This window comes from Mycolicibacterium fluoranthenivorans, from assembly GCF_011758805.1.
Lineage (GTDB): Bacteria > Actinomycetota > Actinomycetes > Mycobacteriales > Mycobacteriaceae > Mycobacterium > Mycobacterium fluoranthenivorans.
On the sequence record NZ_JAANOW010000001.1, the window covers coordinates 1835941 to 1860089 of the forward strand.

The 24149-nt window shown below is 69.0% G+C and carries 23 protein-coding genes; 17 read left to right on the forward strand and 6 right to left on the reverse strand.

What is annotated here, in order from left to right:
* Nucleotides 1–89: 89 nt before the first annotated feature.
* Complete coding sequence (locus FHU31_RS09030; protein WP_090355654.1) at nucleotides 90–782, forward strand: ferritin-like fold-containing protein; 693 nt, start codon at nucleotides 90–92, stop codon at nucleotides 780–782.
* Between the two features lie 15 nt (nucleotides 783–797).
* On the opposite strand, the gene FHU31_RS09035 is transcribed toward FHU31_RS09030, so the two are convergent.
* Nucleotides 798–1619, reverse strand: coding sequence for a hypothetical protein (locus tag FHU31_RS09035; protein WP_208410179.1), 822 nt, complete (start codon nucleotides 1617–1619; stop codon nucleotides 798–800).
* A gap of 236 nt (nucleotides 1620–1855) precedes the next feature.
* On the opposite strand from FHU31_RS09035, the gene FHU31_RS09040 reads away from it, so the two are divergent.
* Nucleotides 1856–2110, forward strand: a complete 255-nt coding sequence (locus tag FHU31_RS09040) for a DUF3107 domain-containing protein (protein ID WP_167157596.1) — start codon at nucleotides 1856–1858, stop codon at nucleotides 2108–2110.
* Here FHU31_RS09040 and FHU31_RS09045 read toward each other — a convergent pair.
* Nucleotides 2097–2756 (reverse strand): HTH-type transcriptional activator FasR, encoded by a 660-nt coding sequence (locus FHU31_RS09045; RefSeq protein WP_090355646.1) that lies wholly within the window; start codon nucleotides 2754–2756, stop codon nucleotides 2097–2099. The genes FHU31_RS09040 and FHU31_RS09045 overlap by 14 nt on opposite strands.
* Nucleotides 2757–2927: 171 nt before the next feature.
* Here FHU31_RS09045 and FHU31_RS09050 point away from each other — a divergent pair, with 171 nt between their 5' ends.
* The 11 genes from FHU31_RS09050 (at nucleotide 2928) to FHU31_RS09100 (ending at nucleotide 13749) form a co-directional block, all read left to right on the forward strand.
* Nucleotides 2928–3992 (forward strand): DUF3152 domain-containing protein, encoded by a 1065-nt coding sequence (locus FHU31_RS09050; RefSeq protein WP_167157598.1) that lies wholly within the window; start codon nucleotides 2928–2930, stop codon nucleotides 3990–3992.
* A gap of 97 nt (nucleotides 3993–4089) precedes the next feature.
* Nucleotides 4090–5265 (forward strand): adenylyltransferase/sulfurtransferase MoeZ, encoded by a 1176-nt coding sequence (gene moeZ / locus FHU31_RS09055; RefSeq protein WP_167157600.1) that lies wholly within the window; start codon nucleotides 4090–4092, stop codon nucleotides 5263–5265.
* 37 nt (nucleotides 5266–5302) lie between these two features.
* Nucleotides 5303–6157: a TIGR02569 family protein gene (locus tag FHU31_RS09060; RefSeq protein WP_167157602.1), complete on the forward strand. Its 855-nt coding sequence runs from the start codon at nucleotides 5303–5305 to the stop codon at nucleotides 6155–6157.
* 204 nt (nucleotides 6158–6361) lie between these two features.
* Nucleotides 6362–6883, forward strand: coding sequence for an MSMEG_0572/Sll0783 family nitrogen starvation response protein (locus FHU31_RS09065; RefSeq protein WP_090355635.1), 522 nt, complete (start codon nucleotides 6362–6364; stop codon nucleotides 6881–6883).
* A 12-nt stretch (nucleotides 6884–6895) separates the two neighbouring features.
* Entirely contained in the window at nucleotides 6896–7795 is a 900-nt protein-coding gene (locus FHU31_RS09070; protein WP_167157604.1) for a carbon-nitrogen hydrolase family protein, read from the forward strand.
* Entirely contained in the window at nucleotides 7788–8084 is a 297-nt protein-coding gene (locus FHU31_RS09075) for an MSMEG_0570 family nitrogen starvation response protein (protein ID WP_167157606.1), read from the forward strand. The genes FHU31_RS09070 and FHU31_RS09075 overlap by 8 nt, the downstream gene beginning before the upstream one ends.
* Nucleotides 8081–9352 carry an MSMEG_0569 family flavin-dependent oxidoreductase gene (locus FHU31_RS09080; RefSeq protein ID WP_167157608.1) on the forward strand — a complete coding sequence of 424 codons (1272 nt, stop codon included), beginning with the start codon at nucleotides 8081–8083 and terminating at the stop codon, nucleotides 9350–9352. The genes FHU31_RS09075 and FHU31_RS09080 overlap by 4 nt, the downstream gene beginning before the upstream one ends.
* A gap of 9 nt (nucleotides 9353–9361) precedes the next feature.
* A complete protein-coding gene (locus FHU31_RS09085; protein WP_167157610.1) occupies nucleotides 9362–10417 on the forward strand; it encodes an MSMEG_0568 family radical SAM protein in 1056 nt (351 codons plus the stop codon).
* Nucleotides 10417–11823, forward strand: coding sequence for an MSMEG_0567/sll0787 family protein (locus FHU31_RS09090; RefSeq protein WP_167157612.1), 1407 nt, complete (start codon nucleotides 10417–10419; stop codon nucleotides 11821–11823). Before FHU31_RS09085 ends, FHU31_RS09090 begins: the two co-directional genes overlap by 1 nt.
* Nucleotides 11824–11831: 8 nt before the next feature.
* On the forward strand, nucleotides 11832–12677 hold the full coding sequence (locus tag FHU31_RS09095) for a carbon-nitrogen hydrolase family protein (RefSeq protein ID WP_167157614.1): 846 nt from the start codon (nucleotides 11832–11834) through the stop codon (nucleotides 12675–12677).
* A gap of 1 nt (nucleotide 12678) precedes the next feature.
* Nucleotides 12679–13749 (forward strand): MSMEG_0565 family glycosyltransferase, encoded by a 1071-nt coding sequence (locus FHU31_RS09100; RefSeq protein WP_167157616.1) that lies wholly within the window; start codon nucleotides 12679–12681, stop codon nucleotides 13747–13749.
* Here FHU31_RS09100 and FHU31_RS09105 read toward each other — a convergent pair.
* Nucleotides 13734–14033, reverse strand: coding sequence for an MGMT family protein (locus tag FHU31_RS09105; RefSeq protein ID WP_167157618.1), 300 nt, complete (start codon nucleotides 14031–14033; stop codon nucleotides 13734–13736). The genes FHU31_RS09100 and FHU31_RS09105 overlap by 16 nt on opposite strands.
* A gap of 1 nt (nucleotide 14034) precedes the next feature.
* Complete coding sequence (locus FHU31_RS09110; RefSeq protein WP_308206727.1) at nucleotides 14035–14817, reverse strand: alpha/beta fold hydrolase; 783 nt, start codon at nucleotides 14815–14817, stop codon at nucleotides 14035–14037.
* 59 nt (nucleotides 14818–14876) lie between these two features.
* Between FHU31_RS09110 and FHU31_RS09115 the strand changes: the two genes are divergently transcribed.
* Together FHU31_RS09115 and FHU31_RS09120 are read left to right on the forward strand one after the other, a co-directional pair.
* A complete protein-coding gene (locus FHU31_RS09115; RefSeq protein ID WP_167157622.1) occupies nucleotides 14877–17963 on the forward strand; it encodes an ATP-dependent DNA helicase in 3087 nt (1028 codons plus the stop codon).
* A complete protein-coding gene (locus tag FHU31_RS09120) occupies nucleotides 17963–21184 on the forward strand; it encodes an ATP-dependent helicase (protein ID WP_167160813.1) in 3222 nt (1073 codons plus the stop codon). The genes FHU31_RS09115 and FHU31_RS09120 overlap by 1 nt, the downstream gene beginning before the upstream one ends.
* Nucleotides 21185–21187: 3 nt before the next feature.
* On the opposite strand, the gene FHU31_RS09125 is transcribed toward FHU31_RS09120, so the two are convergent.
* Nucleotides 21188–21583, reverse strand: a complete 396-nt coding sequence (locus FHU31_RS09125) for a DoxX family protein (protein ID WP_167157624.1) — start codon at nucleotides 21581–21583, stop codon at nucleotides 21188–21190.
* 42 nt (nucleotides 21584–21625) lie between these two features.
* Here FHU31_RS09125 and FHU31_RS09130 point away from each other — a divergent pair, with 42 nt between their 5' ends.
* On the forward strand, nucleotides 21626–22711 hold the full coding sequence (locus FHU31_RS09130; protein WP_167157626.1) for a potassium channel family protein: 1086 nt from the start codon (nucleotides 21626–21628) through the stop codon (nucleotides 22709–22711).
* Nucleotides 22712–22714: 3 nt separating this feature from the next.
* Nucleotides 22715–23641 carry an NAD(+) diphosphatase gene (gene nudC, locus FHU31_RS09135; RefSeq protein ID WP_167157628.1) on the forward strand — a complete coding sequence of 309 codons (927 nt, stop codon included), beginning with the start codon at nucleotides 22715–22717 and terminating at the stop codon, nucleotides 23639–23641.
* A gap of 220 nt (nucleotides 23642–23861) precedes the next feature.
* Here the strand turns inward: nudC and mrx1 are convergent, their stop codons facing one another.
* Nucleotides 23862–24104: a mycoredoxin Mrx1 gene (mrx1, locus tag FHU31_RS09140; protein ID WP_167157630.1), complete on the reverse strand. Its 243-nt coding sequence runs from the start codon at nucleotides 24102–24104 to the stop codon at nucleotides 23862–23864.
* Between the last annotated feature and the right edge of the window lie 45 nt (nucleotides 24105–24149).

Consider the following 24149-nt stretch of genomic DNA (forward strand, 5'->3'; position numbering starts at 1 on the left):
GAAGCCGTAAACAAGCCGCTGCCTGTCCCTATGATAGCTGGCTTGTCCGCGGCTCGGTCGCAACGGCACCTGGCGTCTAGAGTTGGCCCATGTCTCAGACGTCCCCGGCGCAGCCGGGTGCAGAGCCGCAGCCGGCCGTCTCGGCCGACCATCCCGGCGTCACCGAACTGTTCGCACTGCTGGCCTACGGCGAGGTCGCGGCCTTCTACCGGCTCACCGAGGAGGCGCGGATGGCGCCGAATCTGGCCGGCCGGATCAGCATGGCCAGCATGGCCGCCGCCGAGATGCGGCACTACGAACTGCTGCGTGACGCGTTGGCCGAGCGCCACGTCGACGTCGTCCCGGCAATGACGAAATATGCTTCGGCACTTGAGAATTACCATCGACTGACGACGCCGAGCACATGGCTGGAGGCGTTGGTCAAGACGTATGTCGGCGATGCGCTGGCCGCGGATTTCTACCTCGAGATCGCCCACGTACTACCCGATGATGCGGCCGGCGTGGTGCGGTCGGTGCTCTCCGAGACGGGCCACTCCCAGTTCGTGGTCGCCGAGGTGCGCGCCGCCGTCACCGCCAGCGACCGGCAGCGTCATCGGCTGGCGTTGTGGTCGCGGCGGCTGCTCGGTGAGGCCATCACCCAGGCCCAGTACGTGATGGCCGATCACGACGAACTCGTCGATCTGGTCATCTCCAGCGGTGACGGGCTGCTGCAGATGTCGGAGTTCTTCGACCGGTTGCAGCGCACCCACGCCAGCCGGATGCAGGAACTCGGCCTGGCTTGACGCCGGGCCGGCCCGCTACTTGGTGCAGGTCGCGATGATCGTGTTGTTGGTCTGAGCGACCAGCGGCGTACCCGCCGCGTCGGTGATCGCGCAGTTGAGCTGAGCCCCGATGCTGGTTGCGGTGACCGAGCTGAGCTGCACCCCCGGGTCGAGAGTGATCGTCTTGGTCCACGGCAGCGCCGCGTTGACATCGGTCTGCAGGGCACCCTGCTGGTCGGTGTAGATGATCGTCACCAGGTCCAGCATCTGCCGATTGCCGGTGACCGTGTAGGTGATCGTGCGGGCGGCGGCGGGGTCGACCGCGGGAGCGGCGGCCGGCGCCACCGGGGTCTCTGCCGTGGTCGGCGCCGCGGTGGCCGTCGGCGTGGGGGTCACGGTGGTGACCGTTTCCGCCGGGAGGGCCGGGGTCTGCTGCTGAGCGGGCAGCGGGGCCGGGGCCGGGGCCGAGGTGGTGGCGGGGGCGCTGGTGGTCGCCTGCGCCGCGGAGGTCGACGCCTGGGTGGCTGATACCGAACCGCTGTCGCCGCCGCCGAGGATCACGCCGGTGCAGATGACGGCCACCATCAGGATGACGCCCGCAACGCCCGCGACCCAGATCCACCGGCGGTCCAACTGGTCGTGGTAGTCGGCGGGGAACGCATACTCGTATTCCGCGCCGTCGTATTCCGTGCTGCCGTACTTCGTGCTGCCGTACTTCGTGCTGCCGTACTTCGCGCTCCCGTACTCCGCGTACTCCGCGCCCGTGTCGGCATCGTCGTACTCGTAGGAGTCATCGGAATAACGCGACCGGTAGCCGGCGTCGCGCGTCGCGGAATTTCTTGAATAAGGCCTGCTCATAGCGTTTCCCAAGTGGTCGCGGTGCATACCTGGCCGATGCTAATGGGACTGCTGTGGCGGGTGAGGCCGACGCGGCGAGGCCGCCGGTCACGGTCAGGACTCGTTCTCGTAGCCGTCGTGTCGCGGCCCGTGTGACACCCCGCTTCGCTCTCGGCGTACCGACCTTGGCGTCGTGGTCCGGGCCGCGTCCACTAGCCTGATTGCACGCAAGGCACACCAACCGAAAGGGTCGCAGCGTGGACGTCAAGATCGGGGTCGCCGACAGCCCGCGAGAGCTGGTCATCAACAGCGCGCAGACCCCAGCCGAGGTCGAAGAACTCATCACCAAGGCGCTGGGTTCGGACGGAGTGCTTGCGTTGACCGACGAAAAGGGGCGCCGTTACCTGGTGCAGGCGTCGAAGATCGCCTATGTGGAAATCGGCGCCGCCGATACGCGCCGCGTCGGCTTCGGTGTGGGCGCGGTGGGAGCCGAGGCCGTCAAGAACGGGTGAGCGGCACGTGTGACAGGCCGCCCCAGGCGAACTGCACCGTGCCCTCGACGGCCGCCTCTTTCGTGATGGGGCGGTCGTTGTCGAGCCAGTACCGCGCGCAATCCACGCTCGTGGACACCAGACCGACCGCGATCATCCTGGCTCGATGCGCCTCCAGGCCGGAATCGCGGCTGATCAGGTCGAACACCGCGTCGGTGCACGATTCGGTGGCGACCCGTACCTGGGCCGACACCTGAGGCTCGGTGACGTAGTCGTTCTCGAAGATGAGGCGGTAGCCCTGGCTGTCGTGCTCGACGAAATCGAAGAAGGCCTGCACGGCCGCACGCAGTCGCTGACGGTTGTCGGTGGTGGTCCGCAACGCCTGCCGGACACCGGACACCAGATTGTCCACATGCCGTTGCAGCACCGCCAGATACAGCTCCAGCTTGGACGAAAAGTGTTGGTAGAGCACAGGTTTGCTCACGCCGGCCCGGTCCGCGATCTCATCCATACCTGCGGCGTGGTAACCGCGGTCGACGAACACCTCGCTGGCGGCGATGAGAAGCTGCCCGCGGCGTTCGTCACGCGGGAGCCGGTTTCCGCGCCGGGTGCCGCCGGTGCCCGCCTTGGCGCCTCTTTGTTCGGCGGCATTGGCGAGATCGCTCATCAGGTCCTCAATCTTGAACTCTCATACGCGCACTCAGGCGCTAGCGGGCATGTGCCCATGTGTTGATCGTCACGACATTACTACCGCACCGTGAGGTGGGCCCCGCTGCAGGTCCCTGTGTCGGTGGCGCGCCGGACCTGCGCACGTCACGGTCTGTGTAATCCTGGTGCGGTGACCTACGACCCGGGGCGTCGCGCAAGCGACCGTGCGCCCCTCGGGGAGGAGCGAAGCGACCGGGGGAATGTTCCCGTGCTGCGCAGTGACCGGCGTGAGCCGCTGCGCGCCCAGCGCGACCCGCTGGCCGACGACCAGGGCCGGCCCCGCTCCAACCGCGAGGAACGTCGGAATCTGCGCAAACAGACGTGGCTGGGCCGGTTCGTGTCCACCTACGGATGGCGGGCCTACGCACTGCCGGTGCTGGCCGTACTCACCGTCGTGGTGCTGTACCAGACCGTCACCGGAACGAGCGCCCCCACGCCGGCCAATGCCGACGGCCCGATCCAGGGTCCGCCCACCATCAACTCTCCCGGCACCGCGATCGTCGGGGCGCCGCCCAAAGGCCTCACCCAGTTCGACGCGAACCTGCCGACAGGCATCCTGCCCGCCGGCGGCCCGTTCACCGAGTCGGGCGCCAAGACCTGGCATGTGGTTCCCGGCACCACCCCCAAGGTGGGTGCGGGGAACACCAAGACTTTCCGCTACACCGTCGAGGTCGAGGACGGCGTGGACACCACATCATTCGGCGGCGACGACGGCTTCGCCCGCATGGTCAGCGAGACCCTGGCCAACCCGAAGAGTTGGACGCACAACCCCCAGTTCGCCTTCGAACGCGTCGACGGCGACGCCCAGCCGGATTTCCGGGTGTCGCTGACCTCACCGATGACGGTGCGGGAGGGCTGTGGGTACGACATCCAGCTGGAGGCGTCCTGCTACAACCCGGCGTATTCGGAGAATCAGCCGCGGGTGTTCGTCAACGAGGCCCGTTGGGTGCGCGGTGCGGTGCCGTTCCAGGGCGATATCGGCTCCTACCGGCAGTACCTGATCAACCATGAGGTGGGTCACGCGATCGGTTACCCGAAGCACGAACCGTGCCCGGAGAACGGCGCGCTGGCCCCGGTGATGATGCAGCAGACGTTCTCCACCGACAACGACGATGCCGCCAAATTCGACCCCGAGTCGGTGAAGCCCAACGGACTCACCTGCAAGTTCAACTCCTGGCCGTATCCGATCGCCTGACGGGGAGGCAGGGGAAGGTTTACCCCTGGATTACCGTTGAAGCTGTGGGCCTGGTGAGATTGACGCCAGCATTGCGATCGAGTCAAGGAGAGCCACGGTGACGTCGTTACCACCGCTTGTGGAACCAGCCGCCGAACTGACCCGGGACGAGGTTTCCAGGTACAGCCGTCACCTGATCATCCCGGACCTCGGGGTGGACGGCCAGAAGCGTCTCAAGAATGCCAAAGTGCTGGTCATCGGAGCCGGCGGGCTGGGATCTCCGACACTGTTGTACCTGGCCGCGGCCGGCGTCGGCACCATCGGGATCGTCGAGTTCGACGTGGTCGACGAATCGAACCTGCAGCGGCAGATCATCCACGGTCAGTCCGATATCGGCCGGTCCAAGGCACAGAGCGCCCGCGACTCGGTGCTCGAGGTCAACCCGCTGGTGAACGTGGTGCTGCACGAGCTGCGCCTGGAGCCCGACAATGCGGTGGACCTTTTCGCGCAGTACGACCTGATCCTCGATGGCACCGACAACTTCGCGACGCGCTACCTGGTGAATGATGCCGCCGTGCTGGCCCACAAGCCGTACGTGTGGGGTTCGATCTACCGGTTCGAGGGCCAGGTCTCGGTGTTCTGGGAAGACGCCCCCGACGGGTTGGGCCTCAACTACCGCGATCTGTACCCGGAGCCGCCGCCGCCGGGCATGGTGCCGTCCTGCGCCGAAGGCGGCGTGCTGGGCATCCTGTGCGCGTCCATCGCCTCGGTGATGGGAACGGAGGCCATCAAGCTGATCACCGGAATCGGCGAGACGCTGTTGGGCCGGCTGATGGTGTACGACGCGCTGGACATGACGTACCGCACCATCAAGATCCGCAAGGATCCGTCGACGCCGAAGATCACCGAACTGATCGATTACGAGGCCTTCTGCGGCGTGGTGTCCGATGCCGCCGCCGACGCCGCCGCGGGTTCCACGGTGACGCCGCGCGAACTGCGTGAGCTGCTGGATTCGGGCAAACCGGTCGCGTTGATCGATGTCCGCGAACCGGTCGAGTGGGAGATCAACCACATCGAAGGCGCCGAGCTGATCCCGAAATCGGCGTTGGAGGCCGGCGGCGGCCTGGCGCAGCTGCCGCAGGACCGGACCCCGGTGTTGTACTGCAAGACCGGGGTGCGTTCGGCCGAGGCGCTGGCTGCCGTGAAGAAGGCCGGTTTCGCCGATGCGCTGCATCTACAGGGCGGAATCGTGGCCTGGGCGAAGCAACTCGAGCCCGACATGGTGATGTACTGAGCGCTCTGTGACGCAGGCACCGCTTAGGCTGACGTGCGTGACTGACGAACTGCCACCGGATCATGTGTTGGCGGCGTTCGGATTGGCGGGGTTGACCCCCGTCCCGCTCGGCTCCAGTTGGGAGGGCGGCTGGCGCTGCGGCGAAGTCGTGCTGTCGATGGTCGCCGACCACGCGCGCGCCGCGTGGTCGGCGAAGATCCGTGAGACGTTGTTCGCCGATGGGATCCGGCTCGCCCGGCCTGTCCGGTCCACCGACGGCCGCTATGTCGTGGCCGGGTGGCGTGCCGACACCTTCGTCGCAGGCACTCCGGAACCACGGCACGACGAGGTGGTCTCGGCGGCCGTGCGTCTGCACGAAGCGACGGCCAAGCTCGAGCGGCCGCGATTCCTCACCCAGCCGCCGGTGGCGCCGTGGTCCGATGTCGACGTGTTCATCGCCGCCGACCGTGCCGCGTGGGAAGACCGGCCGCTGCACGCCCTGCCGCCGGGAGCGCGGGTCTCACCGGGTTCGGCGGACGGGCAGAAATCGATCGAGCTGATCAATCAGCTGGCCTCGCTGCGCAAGCCGACCCGAAGCCCCAGCCAGCTGGTGCACGGCGATCTGTACGGCACCGTGCTGTTCGCCGGTGCCGCCGCGCCCGGTATCACCGATATCACCCCGTACTGGCGGCCCTCGGTGTGGGCGGCCGGCGTCGTCGTCGTCGATGCGCTGGCGTGGGGTGACGCCGACGACGGTCTGGTCGAGCGCTGGAGTCCGCTGCCGGAGTGGCCGCAGATGCTGCTGCGCGCACTGATGTTCCGGCTCGCCGTGCACGCGCTGCACCCACGGGCGACTGCGGCGGCATTCCCGGGGCTCGCCCGCACCGCGGCGCTGGTCCGCCTGGCGCTCTAACTGTCAACCGCGCCCAATTGAACAAACGGGCGCGAAAGTGCCAGGAACACTCCACCATTTTGTCGATCTCGGCGTCGGTGTGTTACGCCACCATTGCGGCGGTGAGGTGCGCGCAATGCAGATGTATTCCATCCCTAACCAGTCGGTAATGGCAGGCGCCTGTAATTGGAAGCACCCCAACAACACCCAAACTTGGAGTCCTTCATGGCATTTGACGCATCCATCGCCGAGAACATCGCCACCTCGCTGGCCGAGATCCCGCACCCGTCGCTACCCAAAGGGTCGAACATCTACGGCGGCACCAAGATCTTCCCCGACTACCAGGCCGAGGAGGGCGAGAGCTACTTCACCCTCGTGCACGGTATCGCCCACGAATCCTCCGTCTCCTTCGTGGCCGTGCTGCAGGCCACCCGGGCGCTGCGCAAGGGCTTCGAGTCGGCGATCTACTTCTACGGCCCCGGCGCCATCAATTGCCTTGCCACCCGCGGCTTTCCGAAGACCGGCGACTCCGGCTTCCCCGGTGAGCAGAACATCAACGACGCCCTGGCGACCTTCATCAAGGAGGGCGGCACCGTGTTCGCCTGCCGGTTCGGGCTCGCCCTGCACGGCGGGCGCGAAGAGGACCTCATCGAAGGCGTGATCCCGGCGCATCCACTCGACGTCCAGGACGCGCTCATCTACTACGCCCGCAAGGGCGCCATCATCAACTCGACCTACATGGTCTAGGGGCGCGCCGTCATGACCACACTTGCCGCCGTCTCGGCCAACTTCACCCGGGACCTGGAACAGAACTACGCGCTGATCGCGGCGCTCACCGAGGAGGCCCGCACCAAGGGCGTCGACTTCCTGGTGTTCCCGGAGGCCGCCATCGGCGGCTACCTGTCCTCGCTGGGGAACCACGGCGACACCGTCAAGAACACCAAACGCTCACTGCCACCGGCCATTCGGCTGGACGGGCCGGAGATCGCCAGGGTTCAGCAGATCATCGGTGACCTGGTGATCGCGATCGGCTTCTGCGAACTGGACGACGACGGCGAGACACGCTACAACGCCGCTGCGGTGCTGGACGGCAGCACCGTATACGGCACCTACCGTAAGGTGCACCAGCCACTCGGTGAGGGCATGTCCTACTCCGCGGGATCCGGGTACGGGGTGTTCGACACCCCGGTCGGCCGTGTCGGCCTGCAGATCTGTTACGACAAGGCCTTTCCCGAAGCCGCCCGGATCATGGCGCTGGGCGGCGCGCAGATCATCGCCAGCCTGTCGGCTTGGCCCGCGGCGCGCACCGCCACGGCGGAGAACCTGCAGGACGACCGGTGGACCTACCGGTTCAACCTCTTCGACACCGCTCGGGCGCTGGACAACCAGGTGTTCTGGATCGCCTCCAACCAGAGCGGAACCTTCGGCTCGCTGCGCTACGTCGGCAATGCCAAGGTCGTGGATCCCGGCGGAAACATCTTGGCCACCACACTTCTCGGTAGCGGGATGGCCGTGGCCGAGGTCGACATCGACGACACCTTCCGCACCATGCGCGCCGGGATGTTCCATCTGCGCGACCGCAGGCCCGACGTGTACGGCCCGCTCACCGATACCGACGCCATGCGCGAGGCGAAGTGGCGGGAGCTGGCCCATGCCTGAGATGACCTTCGAGGTGCGCTGGCCCGACGGCAGCACCCAGCGGTGCTACTCGCCGAGCCTGGTCATGCACGACTATCTGTGCACCGGAACGCATTACACCGTCGGTGAGTTCGTCGACCGGTCCACCCGGGGACTCGCCGAGGCCAGTGAGCGGGTGCGGGCCAAGTTCGGGTTCGCCTGCACCTCGGCCGCCGACACCACCGAGCGGATCGCCGGCGCCGCGGCCCGATTCCCGCAACAGGCGCTCATCCAGATCACCGGCATGCATCCCGCACTGGAGCAGTCATGACCACCACGCACATTCCGGTTGCGATCATCGGCGGCGGGCAGGCCGGGCTGTCGGTCAGCTGGTACCTGGGCCGCATGGGCGTCGAACACATCGTGCTGGAGGCGCAAACCCCGGTGCATGCCTGGGCAGACACCCGTTGGGACAACTTCACTCTGGTCACGCCCAACTGGCACTGCCGGCTACCCGGGTACGCCTATGCCGGACCAGATCCGGACGGCTTCATGACCCGCGACGAGGTAGTGGACTGGCTGGCGGGCTGGTTGGACACGTTCGAGCCGCCGCTGCGCACGCATACCCGCGTCACCCGGCTGGCCAACCGCGCCGAGGGCGGATTCGAGCTCACCCTCAACGGGCCGGAGACACTGACCTGCGACCAGGCCGTCATCGCCACCGGTGGCTATCCACTTCCCGTGATACCCCCGTACGCAAGCACATTGGACGCCGGTATCACCCAGATCCATTCTGAGTTGTACCGCAATGCCGCCCAGTTGCCCGACGGTGCGGTCCTGGTGGTCGGTACCGGACAGTCCGGCGCCCAGATCGCCGAGGATCTCCATCTGGCAGGCCGCCAGGTGCATCTGGCCGTCGGCAGCGCGCCACGCGTCGCCCGGTTCTACCGGGGCCGGGACTGCATGACCTGGCTGGCGGATATGGGGCTCTACGACAAGCCTGCCCAGCAGTACCCGGGTGGTAAGGCCGCCATCGAGAAGACCAACCACTACGTCACCGGCCGCGACGGCGGCCGCGATGTCGACCTGCGCCAGTTCGCTGCCGAGGGGATGAAGCTCTACGGCACGCTGGCCGACGGCAAGGACTCGTGGTTGCGGTTCGAGCCCACCCTCACCGAGGCGCTGGACCACGCGGATGCGGTGTACAACTCGATCTGCTCCGATATCGACCGCTACATCGACGGAGCGGGAATCGACGCGCCACCGCCGTCCCGTTACCAGCCGGTGTGGTCACCCGAAACCGAACCCACCGCACTGGATCTGGCCGAAGCCGGCGTCACCAGCATCGTGTGGGCCATCGGCTATCGGCCCGACTACCGCTGGATCGAGGCCAGCGCCTTCGACGGTGGCGGTCGGCCCATGCAGACCCGCGGGATCACCAACGTCGACGGGCTGAGTTTCATCGGGCTACCGTGGATGCACACCTGGGGATCCGGCCGTTTTCTGGGCATCGACCGCGACGCCAAGCACGTCGCCGACACCATCATCAGCAGCAAGGTTCGCCGCCGCACCTTCCATACCGACGCCGTCGCGATCTAGGGAGTTGTTGTGTCTGTATCCACGCGAGTCGACCTGGCCCTGCTGGGCTTCCGCGGCCGGCCACCGGTCAGCCGCACCGCGGGCGCCGGCCCGAGCGCCGACGGCCACCTCGTCATCGACGGCCTCAACGCGGCCATTCCGCGGAATCCGCAGAGTCCGTTCGTGTTCGACGGCGCCCGGGTGCTGCTCGACGGTGAGGACACCGGGTTGGACGTCGAGGTCGTCGACCGACCCAGGTTCTACGACCTGAGCACCTCCGACGGGGTGCCCTACGAGAAACTGGCTCGGCTGCACGGTCGTAACGTGCTGGCCACCACCGTGGTGCAGACCTGCATCCGCTACGGGGAGGACCAGCGGTGCCGGTTCTGCACCATCGAGGAGTCGCTGCGCAGCGGCGCCACCACGGCGGTCAAACGTCCCGCCGAACTCGCCGAAGTGGCCGAGGCCGCCGTCCGGCTCGACGGCGTCACCCAGATGGTGATGACCACCGGCACCTCGGCCGGAACCGACCGCGGTGCACGACATCTGGCGCGCTGCGTACGGGCCGTCAAGGCCGCAGTGCCGAACCTGCCCATCCAGGTGCAGTGCGAGCCACCCGCCGACCTGGCGGTACTCACCGAACTGCGGGAGGCGGGTGCAGACGCCATCGGCATCCATGTCGAATCGCTCGACGAGGAGGTGCGACGGCGCTGGATGCCCGGCAAGGCCACGGTGCCGATGGACAGCTATCGGGCCGCGTGGCGTGAGGCGGTGCGGGTGTTCGGCCGCAACCAGGTCTCCACGTACCTGCTGGTCGGACTGGGCGAGAATCCGGACGAACTCGTCGCCGGGGCAACCGAACTGATCGAGATGGGTGTCTACCCGTTCGTGGTGCCCTACCGGCCGCAGCCCGGCTCGTTGGCCGTCGACGTCGATGCTGCCGCCGCCCCGGACTCGGCCCTGGTGGAGAAGGTCTCCCGCGAGGTCGCCGCGGCGCTGGCCATGGCGGGGATGGCCGGGACCGACCAGCGGGCCGGGTGCGCGGCCTGCGGAGCCTGCTCGGTATTGCAAAGCCTGGGGGCCTGATGATCAGATTCGATGCCAGCCCGGTGCCCTCGGAGCTGTCCATTCTCGCCGGAACACGCCCGCCTGCACCGTTTCTCATCCACCCGGCCGAGGGTGTCGAGCTCGACGGGTACCACCGGCTGCGGCGGGACGCCTTCGTCCTCGAGCAGGGTCTTTTCGCCCACAGCGACCGTGACGATATCGATGACGATCCCCGCACCGTGGTGTTGGTCGCCACCGGGCCCGACGGGCGAGTTCTCGGGGGAGTCCGGTTGGCACCCGTGGGTGCGGTGGACCTGGGCTGGTGGACCGGCAGCCGGCTGGTCGCCGAACGCGGCGGGCCCCGTGGTGTCGGGCCGGCGCTGATCCAGGCCGCCTGCGCACACGCCGAGTCGGCGGGCGTCCTGCGCTTCGAAGCCACCGTGCAACAGCGTTATCTGCCTCTGTTCGACGCACTGGGCTGGCAGACTCTGGGCGACACCGAGGTCGCCGGCCGGCCGCACGCGGCGGTCCGCTGGCCGCTCAACCCGTTCCGGGCCCTGGCCGCGGCGACCAAGACGTTCCTCGGGCCGGCGCTGGCTCCGCTGCGGGCTGCGGACGGCGCGCTCGGCCCGGTCGGGTTCGTCGGCGACGACGGGGCGCCGGTCGCGGGCACCGATCTCGTGGCCGCGTGCGACGCCATCATTGCGTCCATGGTCGAACGCGACCCTGAGTGGGCGGGCTGGTGCTCGGTGTTGGTGAATGTCAACGATTTGGCCGCGATGGGGGCCGCACCGGTGGGGCTGCTGGATGCGGTCGGTGCCCCCACCCGGGCCCTGCTGGATCGGATCATCGGCGGTATCGCCGCGGCGTCGCACGCCTGGGACGTGCCGGTGCTGGGCGGGCACACCCAGCTCGGCGTGCCCGCTGCGCTGGCCGTCACCGCACTGGGCCGCACCCGCACACCCGTGCCCGGCGGCGGCGGGTGCGCCGGTGACGCGATCGCGCTCACCGCCGATCTCACCGGTGGCTGGCGGCCCGGATATACCGGCCGGCAATGGGATTCGACAAGCGGACGGGATGGTACCGACCTGCGCGCGATGACCGGACTGGTCGCCGCGATGCGCCCCGCCGCGGCCAAGGATGTCAGCATGGCCGGCGTCGTCGGCACCTTGGGCATGCTGGCCGAAGCGGGCGGCACCGGAGCGGAGCTGGACGTCGCCGCGGTGCCGCGTCCCGCCGGCGCCGCGATGGGCTCATGGCTGACCTGTTTTCCCGGTTACGCGATGCTCACCGCGGGTGCCCACGAGTCCGTGCCGACGCCACCGGGGGTGGTCACTGCCGCCTGCGGGTCGCTCACCAGAGCGCCGGGAGTGCGCCTACGCTGGCCTGACGGGGTGACGACGACGGCACTGACGTCGTCGGTCACCGGTCTCGGAGCGGCTTGAGGGGAGCCATGGCGACAGTCACGCTGGGAGCCGTAGCCGCTCATTTCGGCCGCGATGTGGATCGCGGCGTGTCCAAGGTCGTCGGCATCGTCGAATCGGCGGCCCGCGACGGGGTCGACCTCTTGGTGCTTCCGGATGCCTGCCTCGGGGGCTATATCGGTGATTTCGCCGCACCCGACCCCGACGACCCGCCGCCGGCCCTGGATCCCGACGGCCCCGAGATCGCCGCCGTGATCGCTGCGGCGGGCCCGATGACCGTGTGCGTCGGCTACGCCGAGGCCGCACCGGGCGGGGGCCGGTACAACGCCTCGATCTGCGTGTCCGGCGACGGTGTGCTCGGCGCGTACCGCAAGGTGCACCAGCCCGCCGGTGAGGCCCTGACCTATCTGGCCGGTGACGCGTTCGCGGCGTTCGACACACCCGTCGGGCGGGTCGGCATGCTCATCGACTACGACAAGACCTTCCCCGAGGCTGCCCGGGCGCTGGCGCTCGACGGTGCGCACATCATCGCTGCCTTGTCGGCCTGGCCCGCGAGCATCACCGACCGCGCGTCCCGGCTGCCCGCCGATCGGCAGTCACGGCTGTTCGACCTCTACGACTGCGCCCGGGCGGCGGAGAACCAGGTGGTCCTGGTGTCGTCCAATCAGACCGGTGTGATGGGCAACCTGCGCTTCCTCGGGCAGGCCAAGGTGGTCGGACCGGGTGGGGACATCTTGGCCACCACGCGGTCCAAGGGTGGGATGGCCAAGGTCGAGATCGATGTCGAAGCCGAGATCTCACGCGCCAGAAGGGTGTTGAACCATCTTGCCGAACGGCGCCCGGAGACGTATCGGGCCAAGTCGGTGCGGGGCTGAGATGCGGATCGCCCTGCTGACGTACTCCACCAAACCCCGTGGGGGAGTGGTGCATACGCTCTATCTGGCCGAGGCGCTGGCGCGGCTGGGCGCCGAGGTGACGGTGTGGTCGCTGGCCCGTGCTGGGGACCGGGGCTTCTTCCGCGACGTCGACCCGGCCGTGACGGTCCGGCTGGTGGAGTTCACCGACCATGCGGGAGACACCGTCACCGATCGCATCGTCCGGTCGATCGAGGTACTCGGGCGCGCGTTCACCCCGGGTGACTATGACATCGTGCATGCGCAGGATTGCATCAGCGCCAACGCCGTCGGCGTCTGCATCCGCACCATCCACCACCTCGACCAGTTCACCACCCCGGTGCTCGCGGAATGCCACGAGAAGGCGATCGTCGAGCCGTACGCTCGGATCTGCGTGTCCGCCGCCGTGGCGGCCGAGGTACGTGCCGGCTGGGGTTTCGACCCGGTGGTGATACCCAATGGTGTTGACGCACAACGATTCATCGATGCAGCGGCGGATATCGACGGCCAATCCCGCTGGCGGGACGAGCTGGGCGGCTACCTCCTGACCGTCGGTGGTATCGAACCGCGCAAGGGCACCTTGGATCTGGTGGGCGCCTATCACCTTCTGCGACAACAGCACCCCGAACTGGCCCTGGTGATCGCCGGCGGTGAGACGCTGTTCGACTACCGTGACTACCGGGCCGCATTCGACAAGGCCTGTGCCGAGCTCGAAGTCGCCCCGGTCATCCTCGGTGCCATCGCCGACGATGATCTGCCGGCACTGGTCGCCGGGTGTGACGTGTTCGCCTTCCCGTCCACCAAGGAGGGGTTCGGATTGGCGGCGATGGAGGCGCTGGCGGCCGGGCGGCCGGTGGTGACCCGTGATCTGCCGGTGCTGCGGGAAGTGTTCGGCGACACGGTGCGCTTTGCCGCCGATATGGCCGGATTCGCCGCCGAAATGGTTGCGGCCCTTGACGAAGACGCCGACCCCACGCCCGGCCAGGAACTGGCGGCGTCGATGACCTGGGAGGCGGCCGCCCGGGCGCACCTGGACTTCTACGCGAACGCGTGACGGTACTCGCGTAGCGGCACCCGCCCATCGGCGGCAAGCACCCCTTCGGCCCGAAGTCGTTCGAGTTGCCGGGCCGCCAGATGCGGGGCAGGCTGCCCGGACGCCGGAATCACCCTGTGCCACGGAAGGTCTGAGGAATCGGTGCGCATCACCCAGCCGACGATCCGCGGGCTGGACAGACCGGCCTCCGCGGCGATATCACCGTAGGTGCTCACCCGGCCGGCCGGTATCGCGGCCACCAGCGCGCGCACCGCCTCCACCTGCTCGTCGGTGACGCGCGCCATCTCAGCCCAGCTGACCGCGGATGATGGCGGCGGTCTCGGCCGGGAGGGCCTGGCTCACCATGTGATCGCAATCCAGATCGGTCAGGACGAACCGGTCGCCCAGCGCCGCCTGCAGAGCGCCGATCAGGTCGGCGCTCACATACGGCGGCGAAGTCCGGGTGGCGCGAATCAAGGTGACCGGAATGACGTTGGCGGGCAGTGCGATCGGGCGGGTCAGCTCACTCCAGTACGACATGGCGGCCGGAACGCTGATCCGCCAGCCCAGCCGGCCGTTGGGCAGCGTGATCAGATGCTCGTCGAGTTCACGCTCGAGTTCGGCGGGGTCGGCGGCGGCCACCTCGCCCCATGAGCCGGACAGCTTGTCCGCGCGCGCCTCGTCTCGATCCGGGTAGTCGGGGGAGGACAGCATCGCGTCGGCGATATCGCGCATCCAGCCGCCGTCCAGCGCGACCGCCGGATCCAGCAGTACCAGCCCGGCCACCAGATCGGGGCGGGTCGCGGCCAGTGTCAGCGCCACCGCCCCGCCGAACGAGTGGCCGGCCACCAGCACCGGTCCGGAAGCCTCGGCGTCCAGCAGGTCGGCCAGCGCCGCCACGTTGGCCTCGATGGTCCACGGCGCCGCCCAGCTCGACCGGCCGTGCCCGATCAGGTCGGGGGCCAGGATCGACACCTCGGGCAGATGCGCAGTGGCCAGTTTCTCCCACCGCCTGCCGTGTCCGGTCAGTCCGTGGATGGCCAGGACCTGGACGGGCTTGTCGGGACCGTAGCGATAGGTGTGCAGCACGTGGGTGACGCTACATTCGCTCGCCCGGACTTGTCGTACCCCCGTGATGACATGTCGCCATGACCGCATCGAGTATCGCGCTGAGTCCCGGCGCGTTGGCCGACTCCGGTCTGCGCGGCACCGTGCGGGTGCTCGGCGGTCCCGGCACCGGCAAGACCCGGCTGCTCACCGACGCGGCCGCCGCGCACATCGCCGCCGGCGCCCCGACCGAATCGGTGCTGCTGCTCACCGGCTCGGCGCGACTGGGTGCCGCCGCCAGGGCCGAGATCACCGCCACCCTGCTGCGCAGCGGAGCCGGCGTGGTCCGGGAACCGCTGGTGCGTACCGTGCATTCCTACTCCTTCGCGGTGCTGCGGCTGGCCGCCCAACGCAACGGCGACCCGCCCCCGCGCCTGATCACCGGCGCCGAACAGGACGGCATCATCCGTGAGCTGCTCGCCGGTGATCTCGAAGACGGCGCCGGCATGTGGCCGTCGGCGCTGCATCCCGCACTGAGCACCGCGGGCTTCGCCTCCGAACTGCGTGATCTGATGGCGCGCTGCGCCGAACGCGGGGTCGACCCGGTGGCGCTCCAACGCCTGGGCAGGATGTCGGGCCGCGCGGAATGGCTGGCGGCAGGTCGCTTCGCGCAGGTCTACGAGCAGGTCATGTTGCTGCGCGCCGCGGTCGGGATGGCGGCCCCGCAGGCCACCGTGCCGGCCCTGGGCGCCGCCGAACTCGTCGGGGCGGCCCTGGACGCGCTGGCCACCGATCCCGACCTACTGGCGGCCGAACGCGCCCGCGTCCAACTGCTGCTGGTCGACGATGCCCAGCACTTCGACCCGCAGGCCGCGCTGCTGGTGCGGGTGCTCTCGGCCGGTGCCGGGCTCACGGTCATCGCCGGTGACCCCAACCAGGCGGTCTTCGGGTATCGCGGTGCCGATCCCGCGTTGTTGCGCACCGACACCCCCGCGGTCACGCTGACCGCCTCGCATCGGTGCTCGGCAGCCGTGGCCACCGCGATCTCCGGCATCGCCCGCAGGCTGCCAGCTGCCGAGGGGTTCGGCGAATTCACCAGTGCCACCGAGGACCCCGGGTCGGTCTCGGTGCGTATCGCGGCCTCGGCACACGCCGAAGCCACCCTGGTCGCCGACGCGCTGCGGCGTGCCCACCTGGTCGACGGGGTGCCGTGGTCGCAGATGGCGGTGATCGTGCGGTCGGTGCCACGGGCCGGCGCCGCGCTCGGGCGGGCCCTGGCCGCCGCCGGTGTCCCGGTGGACCTGCCCGCCGCCGAACCGATCCTGGCCCGCCAGCCCGCCGTGCATGCCCTGCTCACCGTGCTCGGTGCCGCCGCAGGCGATATGCCTGGTGACGCGGTGCTCGACCTGGTCACCGGTCCGATCGGCCGGATCGACCCGGTCTCCCTGCGCCAGCTGCGTCGGACACTGCGCCGCCTCGACAACCATCAGCGCGAATTCCCCGAACTCCTCGCCGAAGCCGTATGGCACGTGCCCGACGGACTGGCCCCCGAACACGGCCGCAGCCTGCAGCGGGTCGGCACCGTGCTGCGCGCCGCGCAGCGCAGCCACCGCGCGGGGGAAGATCCCCGCGCCACGCTGTGGCAGGCCTGGCACCGCAGCGGACTGCAGCGCCGCTGGGTGACGGCCGCCGAGCGCGGCGGCGCCGCGGGAGCGGCCGCCGAACGTGATCTGGACGCCGTCACCACCCTGTTCGAGGTGGCCGAGCAGTACGTCACCCGGACCACCGGCGCGACGCTGACGGGTCTGCTCGACCATGTCGACGGCTTGAGCCTGCCGGTGACCGCCGATCGCACCCCCCGCGGCGAGGCGGTTGCGGTGTGCAGCGCGCACGCGGTACTGGACCGGGACTGGGACTTCGTGGTCATCGCCGGTGTACAGGAAGGATTGTGGCCCAATACCGTTCCGCGCGGCGGCGTGCTGGCCACCCAGCACCTGGTCGATATTCTGGATGGGGTGACCGAGCCCGGCCAGCCGGTGTCGGTCCGGGCGCCGCTGGTGGCCGAGGAACGACGTCTGCTCATCGCCGCGATGGGGCGGGCCCGAACCCGGCTGCTGGTGACGGCCGTCGACAGCGACACCGGCGACGCCGCGATGCTGCCGTCACCGTTCTGCGCCGAACTGGCCGATCTGGCCACCGACGCGCAGGTGTGCGATCCCGCTCCCGTCGTCGCCCCGCGGATACTGACCCCCGCAGCGCTGGTGGGCCGACTGCGGGCCGTGGTGTGCGCCCCGGAGGGAGAGCTCGGCGACGAGGTGCGTGCCTGTGCGGCAGCACAATTGGCCCGGCTCTCCGAAGCCGGGGTGGCCGGCGCGGATCCGGCATCCTGGTACGGCAGGACGGCGCCGTCCACCAGCGAGCCGCTGTGGTCGGGCGACGAGCACGTGGTGACCGTGTCGCCGTCGACCGTGCAGACCCTGTCCGAATGCCCACTGCGCTGGCTGCTGGAACGCCACGGCGCAAGCGACAGCCGCGATGTCCGCTCGGCGGTCGGATCCCTGATACACGCCCTGGTCGCCGACTCGACCAAGACGGAGAACCAACTGCTGGCCGAGCTGGAGAGCATCTGGGGGGCACTGCCGTTCGAATCCCAGTGGTACGCCGACAACGAACTGGCCCGCCACGGCGCCATGCTCACCGCGTTCGCGCAATGGCGCGAACTCACCCGTCACCAGTTGACCGAGGTGGGCACCGAGGTCGCGGTCGACGGCATGGTCGCCCCCGGGGTCCGGGTGCGGGGCCGCATCGACCGTCTGGAGCGGGACAACGCCGACCGGCTGGTGATCGTCGACGTCAAGACCGGGAAGAGCCCGGTCACCAAGGACGACGCCCAGCGCCACGCCCAGCTGGCCCTCTACCAACTCGCCGTCGCCGAGGGCGTGCTGCCGCATGGCGACGAACCCGGTGGCGGTGTGCTGGTGTACCCCGGCAAGCCCAGTGCGGGCGGGGCGACCGAACGCCACCAGGATGCGCTGACCCCGGATGCCGTGGCCCGGTGGCGTGAGCAGGTCGCCGCCGCCGCCGCGGCCACCCAGGGGCCCGCATTCGTCGCCCGGGTGAACGACAATTGCGGGCACTGTCCGGTGCGCGCGATGTGTCCGGCGCACCAGCGTGGGGAGGATCAGTGATCAGCACCAGGTACAGCCCGGCCGAACTCGCCGATGCGCTGGGTCTTTTCGCACCGACCGACGAGCAGGCGGCCGTCATCGCCGCGCCCCCGGGGCCGGTGGTCGTGATCGCCGGCGCGGGTGCGGGCAAGACCGAGACGATGGCGGCGCGGGTGGTGTGGCTGGTCGCCAATGGTTACGCCGCGCCGGGCGAGGTGCTCGGACTGACCTTCACCCGCAAGGCCGCCGGTCAGCTGCTACGCCGGGTCCGCGCCAGGCTGGCCAGACTCGCCGGCTCCGGGCTGTGCCCGGAACTCCGGGCCGACGGGCCCCCGACCATCAGCACCTACCACGCGTTCGCCGGTTTCCTGCTGCGCGAACACGGCCTGTTGCTGCCGGTGGAACCCGACACCCGGCTGATCGGGGCGACCGAGCTGTGGCAGCTGGCCTTTCGGGTGGTGTGTGAGCATCCCAGGACACTGGACACCGACAAGTCCCCGGCCGCGGTCACCGGTCAGGTGCTGCGGCTGGCCGGTGCACTCGCCGAGCATCTGGTGGACACCGCTGCGCTGACCGACACCCATATCGAGTTGGAGCGGCTCATCCTGAATCTGCCCGCGGGCGCCAACCAGCGCGACCGCGGCCCCAGCCAGTGGCTGCTGAAGTTGTTGGACACCCAGACCGAACGCACCCAGTTGGTGCCGCTCGTCGACGAACTGCACCGCCGCATGCGCGCGGCGAAAGTGATGGACTTCGGCGCGCAGATGTCGGCGGCGGCCCGCTTGGCCGTGGCAGCGCCACAGGTGGGAGAGCAACTGCGGCAACGCTATCGGGTGGTGTTGCTCGACGAATACCAGGACACCGGTCACGCGCAGCGGATCGCCCTGTCGTCGTTGTTCGGCGGCGGCATCGACGACGGGCTGGCGCTCACAGCGGTGGGAGATCCCATTCAGTCCATCTACGGCTGGCGCGGTGCCTCAGCCACCAATCTGCCCCGGTTCGCCACCGATTTCCCGCTCTCGGACGGGACGCCGGCACCCACCCTGGAGCTGCGGACCAGCTGGCGAAATCCGCCGCAGGCACTGCATCTGGCCAACGCGGTGTCCGCGGAGGCCCGGCGCCGCTCGGTCAGCGTGCGCGAGCTGCTGCCGCGTCCCGATGCCGAGCGCGGCGATATCCGCTGCGCACTGCTCACCGATGTGATGTCCGAACGGAACTGGATGGCCGACGAGATCGCGCGGCGCTACCTGGCCGGCCCCACCCCGCCCAGCACGGCAGTGCTGGTGCGCCGCAATGCCGATGCCGCCCCGATGGCCGACGCGCTGACCGCGCGCGGCGTTCCCGTCGAGGTCGTCGGTGTGGCCGGGTTGCTGGCCATCCCCGAGGTCGCCGACGTGGTCGCCATGCTGCGGTTGATCGCCGACCCGACGGCCGGGGCGGCCGCGATGCGGGTGCTGACCGGACCGCGCTGGCGTCTGGGCGCCCGCGATATCGCGGCCCTGTGGCAGCGGGCGGTGGAGTTGGACGGACCGGCCGCGGTGGCGAGCACCACGCAGATCGTCGCCGCCGCCGCGCCGGATGCCGACGCGGCCTGCCTCGCCGACGCGATCTGCGACCCGGGAGCGCAGGGCCGTTACTCGGCGCAGGGCTACGCGCGCATCGTCGCGCTCGGCCGCGAATTGACGGTCCTGCGTGCTCATCTGGCACATCCGCTGCCCGACCTGATCGCCGAGATCCGCCGGGTGCTCGGAGTCGACGCCGAGGCCAGGGCCGCCCGGCCGGTGGCTGCCGGCTGGGGCGGCACCGAACATCTCGACGCATTCGGTGATGTCGTCGCCGATTTCGCCGAGCGCGCCGAGGCCTCCCCGGACGGGCTACTGGCCTATCTGGAGGTGGCTGCCGATATCGAGAACGGTTTGGCGCCCGCCGAAGTCACCGTCGCGGCCGACCGGGTCCAGATTCTCACCGTGCACGCGGCCAAGGGTCTGGAATGGCAGGTGGTCGCCGTGCCTCATCTGAGTGCCCGGGTGTTCCCGTCCACCGCGATGGCGCGAACCTGGCTCACCGATGCCGGTGACCTACCGCCGCTGCTGCGCGGCGATCGGGCCACCGAGTCGCAGCACGGTGTGCCGGTACTGGACACCACCGACGTCTTCGATCGTAAAGCCTTGTCCGAGAGGATCGCTGCGCACAAAGACCATCTGGCGCAACGGCGGGTGGATGAGGAGCGCCGGCTGCTGTACGTGGCGCTCACCCGCTGTGAACACACGCTGCTGGTGTCCGGCCACCATTGGGGGCCCACCGAGTCGAAGCCGCGCGGGCCATCGGAATTCCTTCTGGAACTGCGGGGCATCATCGACGCTTCGGCGGCCTCCGGTGATCCCTGCGGAGTCATCGACCACTGGGCCCCGGATCCGGCCGAAGGGGACCCGAACCCGTTGCGTGACGCGGTCGTCGAGGCGGTATGGCCGGCTGAGCCGGCGCGGCGTGAGGTGCTCGACCGTGGCGCCGAACTCGTGCGCCGAGCCGATTCTTCGGCGGATGTCAGCGCCGCCGACGTGGAGAACTGGGCTGCCGACGTCGATGCGTTGTTGGCCGAACGGGCCAGGGCCGGTGAGCCGGAGGCGGTGACACTGCCCGCGCAACTGTCGGTCAGCATGCTGGTCGAACTGGGTAAGGACAGGGCGGCCGCCGCGCAACTGTTGCGGCGCAGGCTGCCGGTCCGGCCCGACCCGCATGCCTTGCTGGGCACCGCATTCCATGACTGGGTGCAGCGCTTCTTCCACGCCGAGCGGCTGTTCGACCTGGACGATCTGCCCGGTGCTGTCGATGGGGACACCGGGCGGGCGCACGCCGAGGAACTGGCCGGGTTGCAGGCCGCGTTCGCGTCATCGGCGTGGGCGGCGCGCACCCCCGTCGACGTCGAGGTGCCGTTCGACATGATGATCGGCACGACGGTGGTGCGCGGACGTGTCGATGCCGTGTTCGACGACGGGGACGGCGCGCAGATCGTGGTCGACTGGAAGACCGGTGACCCGCCGGGCACGCCCGAAGCTCAGCGGGCGGCCGCGGTCCAGCTCGCGGTGTACCGGCTGGCGTGGGCGGGGATGTCCGGTCGTCCGCTGGACTCGGTGCGGGCGGCGTTCCACTACGTGCGTAGCGGGGTCACCGTGCGGCCCGACGAACTCCCCGGACCCGATGAACTGGCCGCGCTGCTGGCGCAGGAAGAGCTGACCCTGTGACGGTCACGAATGGCGGTAGATCTTCCACGCCTGCGTGATCATCGGGACCTGCAACGGCAGCCGGGCCACCGCGCCGATGCGCATCGGCAGCGGCTTGTCCTTCCACAGCCGGACCATGTTCACGTTGGCCGGAAACACCCCGACGAACAACGCGATCGAGGCGAGCGCGCCGAGCTTACGGGTGCGCGGTGCGAGCAGAAGCGCGCCTGCCCCGGCCTCCGCAACACCGGAGGCATAGGTGTAAAACCGCGCGCTACCAGGAAGTTCCTCCGGGACGATCGTGTCGAAGGGCTTGGGCGCGGCGAAGTGCAGGATGCCCATGCCCACCAGCCAGCCGCCCATGAAACGAGCACGGGACTGGTTGGATGACTGTCGAACGGCCGAGGAAATGGAAGTCATGGTTACATTGTGGCGTGCCCAGCTCACGCCAATCGGTGAACCGTGGCCAAAGGTAGGTTGCGTCGGCGGCTGGAGGCGGTCGACCAGAACCTGACCTCCCGCCCGGACGCCGACCTCGTCGAAATCCTCAACATCCCGGAGAAGTTCGTCAGTCCGGGTCGCCGAATCTTCATGCGGGTCATCTGGGCGCTGTCCGCTCTGGTCGCGGCCGTGTTCATCGTCTACATCGACCGGCACGGCTACCGCGATGTCGCGGCCACCCCGGAGGAGAGCGACCCGCTGTCCCTGCTGGACTGCATCTACTACGCCACCGTGTCGCTGTCCACCACGGGCTACGGCGACATCACGCCCTATACCGAATCCGCGCGCCTGGTCAACGTTCTGGTGATCACGCCGCTGCGCGTGGCGTTCCTGATCGTGCTCATCGGGACCACCGTCGAGACCTTGACCACCCAGTCGCGCCAGGCACTGAAGATCCAGCGATGGAGGAGATCCGTGCGCAACCACACCATCGTCGTCGGCTACGGAACGAAGGGCCGGACTGCGGTTTCCGCGATGATCGGCGATGACGTGGCGCCCGGGGACATCGTCGTGGTCGACGACGACCCGGCCGCGCTGGAGCGGGCCAGGAGCGCGGGGCTGGTCACCGTGCGCGGTAGCGCCACCGACTCGGAGGTGTTGCGGCTGGCAAGCGCCCAGCACGCCAAGTCGATCATCGTCGCCGCCAACCGGGATGACACCGCGGTGCTCGTCACGCTCACGGCACGCGAACTCGCCCCCAACGCGAAGATCATCGCCGCGGTGCGGGAGGCCGAGAACCAGCATCTGCTGCGCCAGTCCGGCGCCGACACGACCGTCGTCACCTCCGAGACCGCGGGTCGACTGCTGGGAATCGCCACGCAGACGCCGAGTGTGGTGGAGATGATGGAGGACCTGCTCACTCCCGATGCCGGGTTCGCGGTTGCCGAACGGCCCGTCGAGCCCAAGGAGGAGGGCGGTTCACCGCGCCATCTCACCGACATCGTGCTGGGTGTGGTGCGCGACGGGCAGCTGCTGCGTGTGGACGACGAACGTGTCGACGCCCTCGAGCCGACCGACCGCCTGCTCTACATCCGGTCGAAGGAGTAACCGATGAGCGCGTTCACGCTGCGCAACGTCCCGCTGCTGTCGCGCATCGGCGCCGACCGTGACGACCAGGTCCGCACCGATATCGATGCCGCGATCGCCGGCTGGCCCGACGCCGCCGTATTGCATGTCGACCGGCGCAACCAGGTCTTGATCTCCGGCAGCAGTGTGGTGCTGAGCAAGACGACCGCCCTCGGTGACACCCCGCCGGACCACGCGGTGTTCCTGGGCACGCTGGCCGACGGACGGCATGTCTGGGCGATCCGTGGCGCCCTGGAAGCCCCGGAGGACGACTCCGTCGAAACCGAGGTGCTTGATCTGCGCCGCGCCGGCCCGATCTTCGACGATGCCAGCGCACAGCTGGTGGCCACGGCCACGGCACTGCTGAACTGGCATGACGCCGCCCGGTTCAGCCCGGTGGACGGCTCACCGACCAAGACGATCAAGGCCGGATGGGCCCGCATCAACCCGGTCAACGGGCATGAAGAGTTTCCTCGTATCGATCCGGCGATCATCTGCCTGGTGCACGACGGCCACGACCGGGCGGTGCTTGCCCGTCAGACCGTCTGGCCGGAACGGTTGTTCTCACTGCTGGCCGGCTTCGTGGAGGCGGGGGAGTCGTTCGAGTCATGCGTGGAGCGCGAGATCGCCGAGGAGATCGGGCTCGCTGTGCGCGATATCCACTACCTCGGCAGCCAGCCGTGGCCGTTCCCGCGCTCCCTGATGGTGGGTTTTCATGCCATCGGCGACCCCGACCAGCCGTTCTCGTTCAACGACGGCGAGATCGCCGAGGCTGAGTGGTTCACCCGGGCGCAGGTGCGCGAAGCACTGGAGCACGGCGACTGGAACAGCGACTCACCGTCGCGGCTGTTGCTGCCCGGATCCATCTCGATCGCCCGGGAGATCATCGAGTCGTGGGCCGCGGCCGGCTGACCCGCCCGACCGCGTACCCGCAGCTCGTACTCGCGCGCGATATCGCGGGCGCGGTCACACAGCGTCATCAGGTGCCACGCATCGCGCAGCCTGGACGGTTCGGATGACAGTGCGTCGATCTCGGCGTTGACCGCGTCGAACTCGGCCCGAAGTGCATCGATCGTGTCGAGGTTGCCGTTCATGTATCGAACACTAGTTCGATACACCGACAAGCGCGCGATCAGCCCAGCTTTGCCTTGACCTGCTTGATATTCGGGTTGGTCAGGGTCGACCCGTCGGCGAACTTGAGCGTCGGCACCACGTGGTTGCCGCCGTTGACCGAGCCGACGAACTCCGCTGCGGCGGGATCGCCCTCGATATCGATCTCGGTCCAGGAGATGCCTTCGGCCTTGAGGGCGGTCTTCAGGCGAGAGCAATAGCCACACCATGAGGTGGTGTACATGGTCAACGCAGCGGTAGTCATAGTGCCTACAACGTAGCGGACCTCATGTGCATGCCCGGCAGCGAA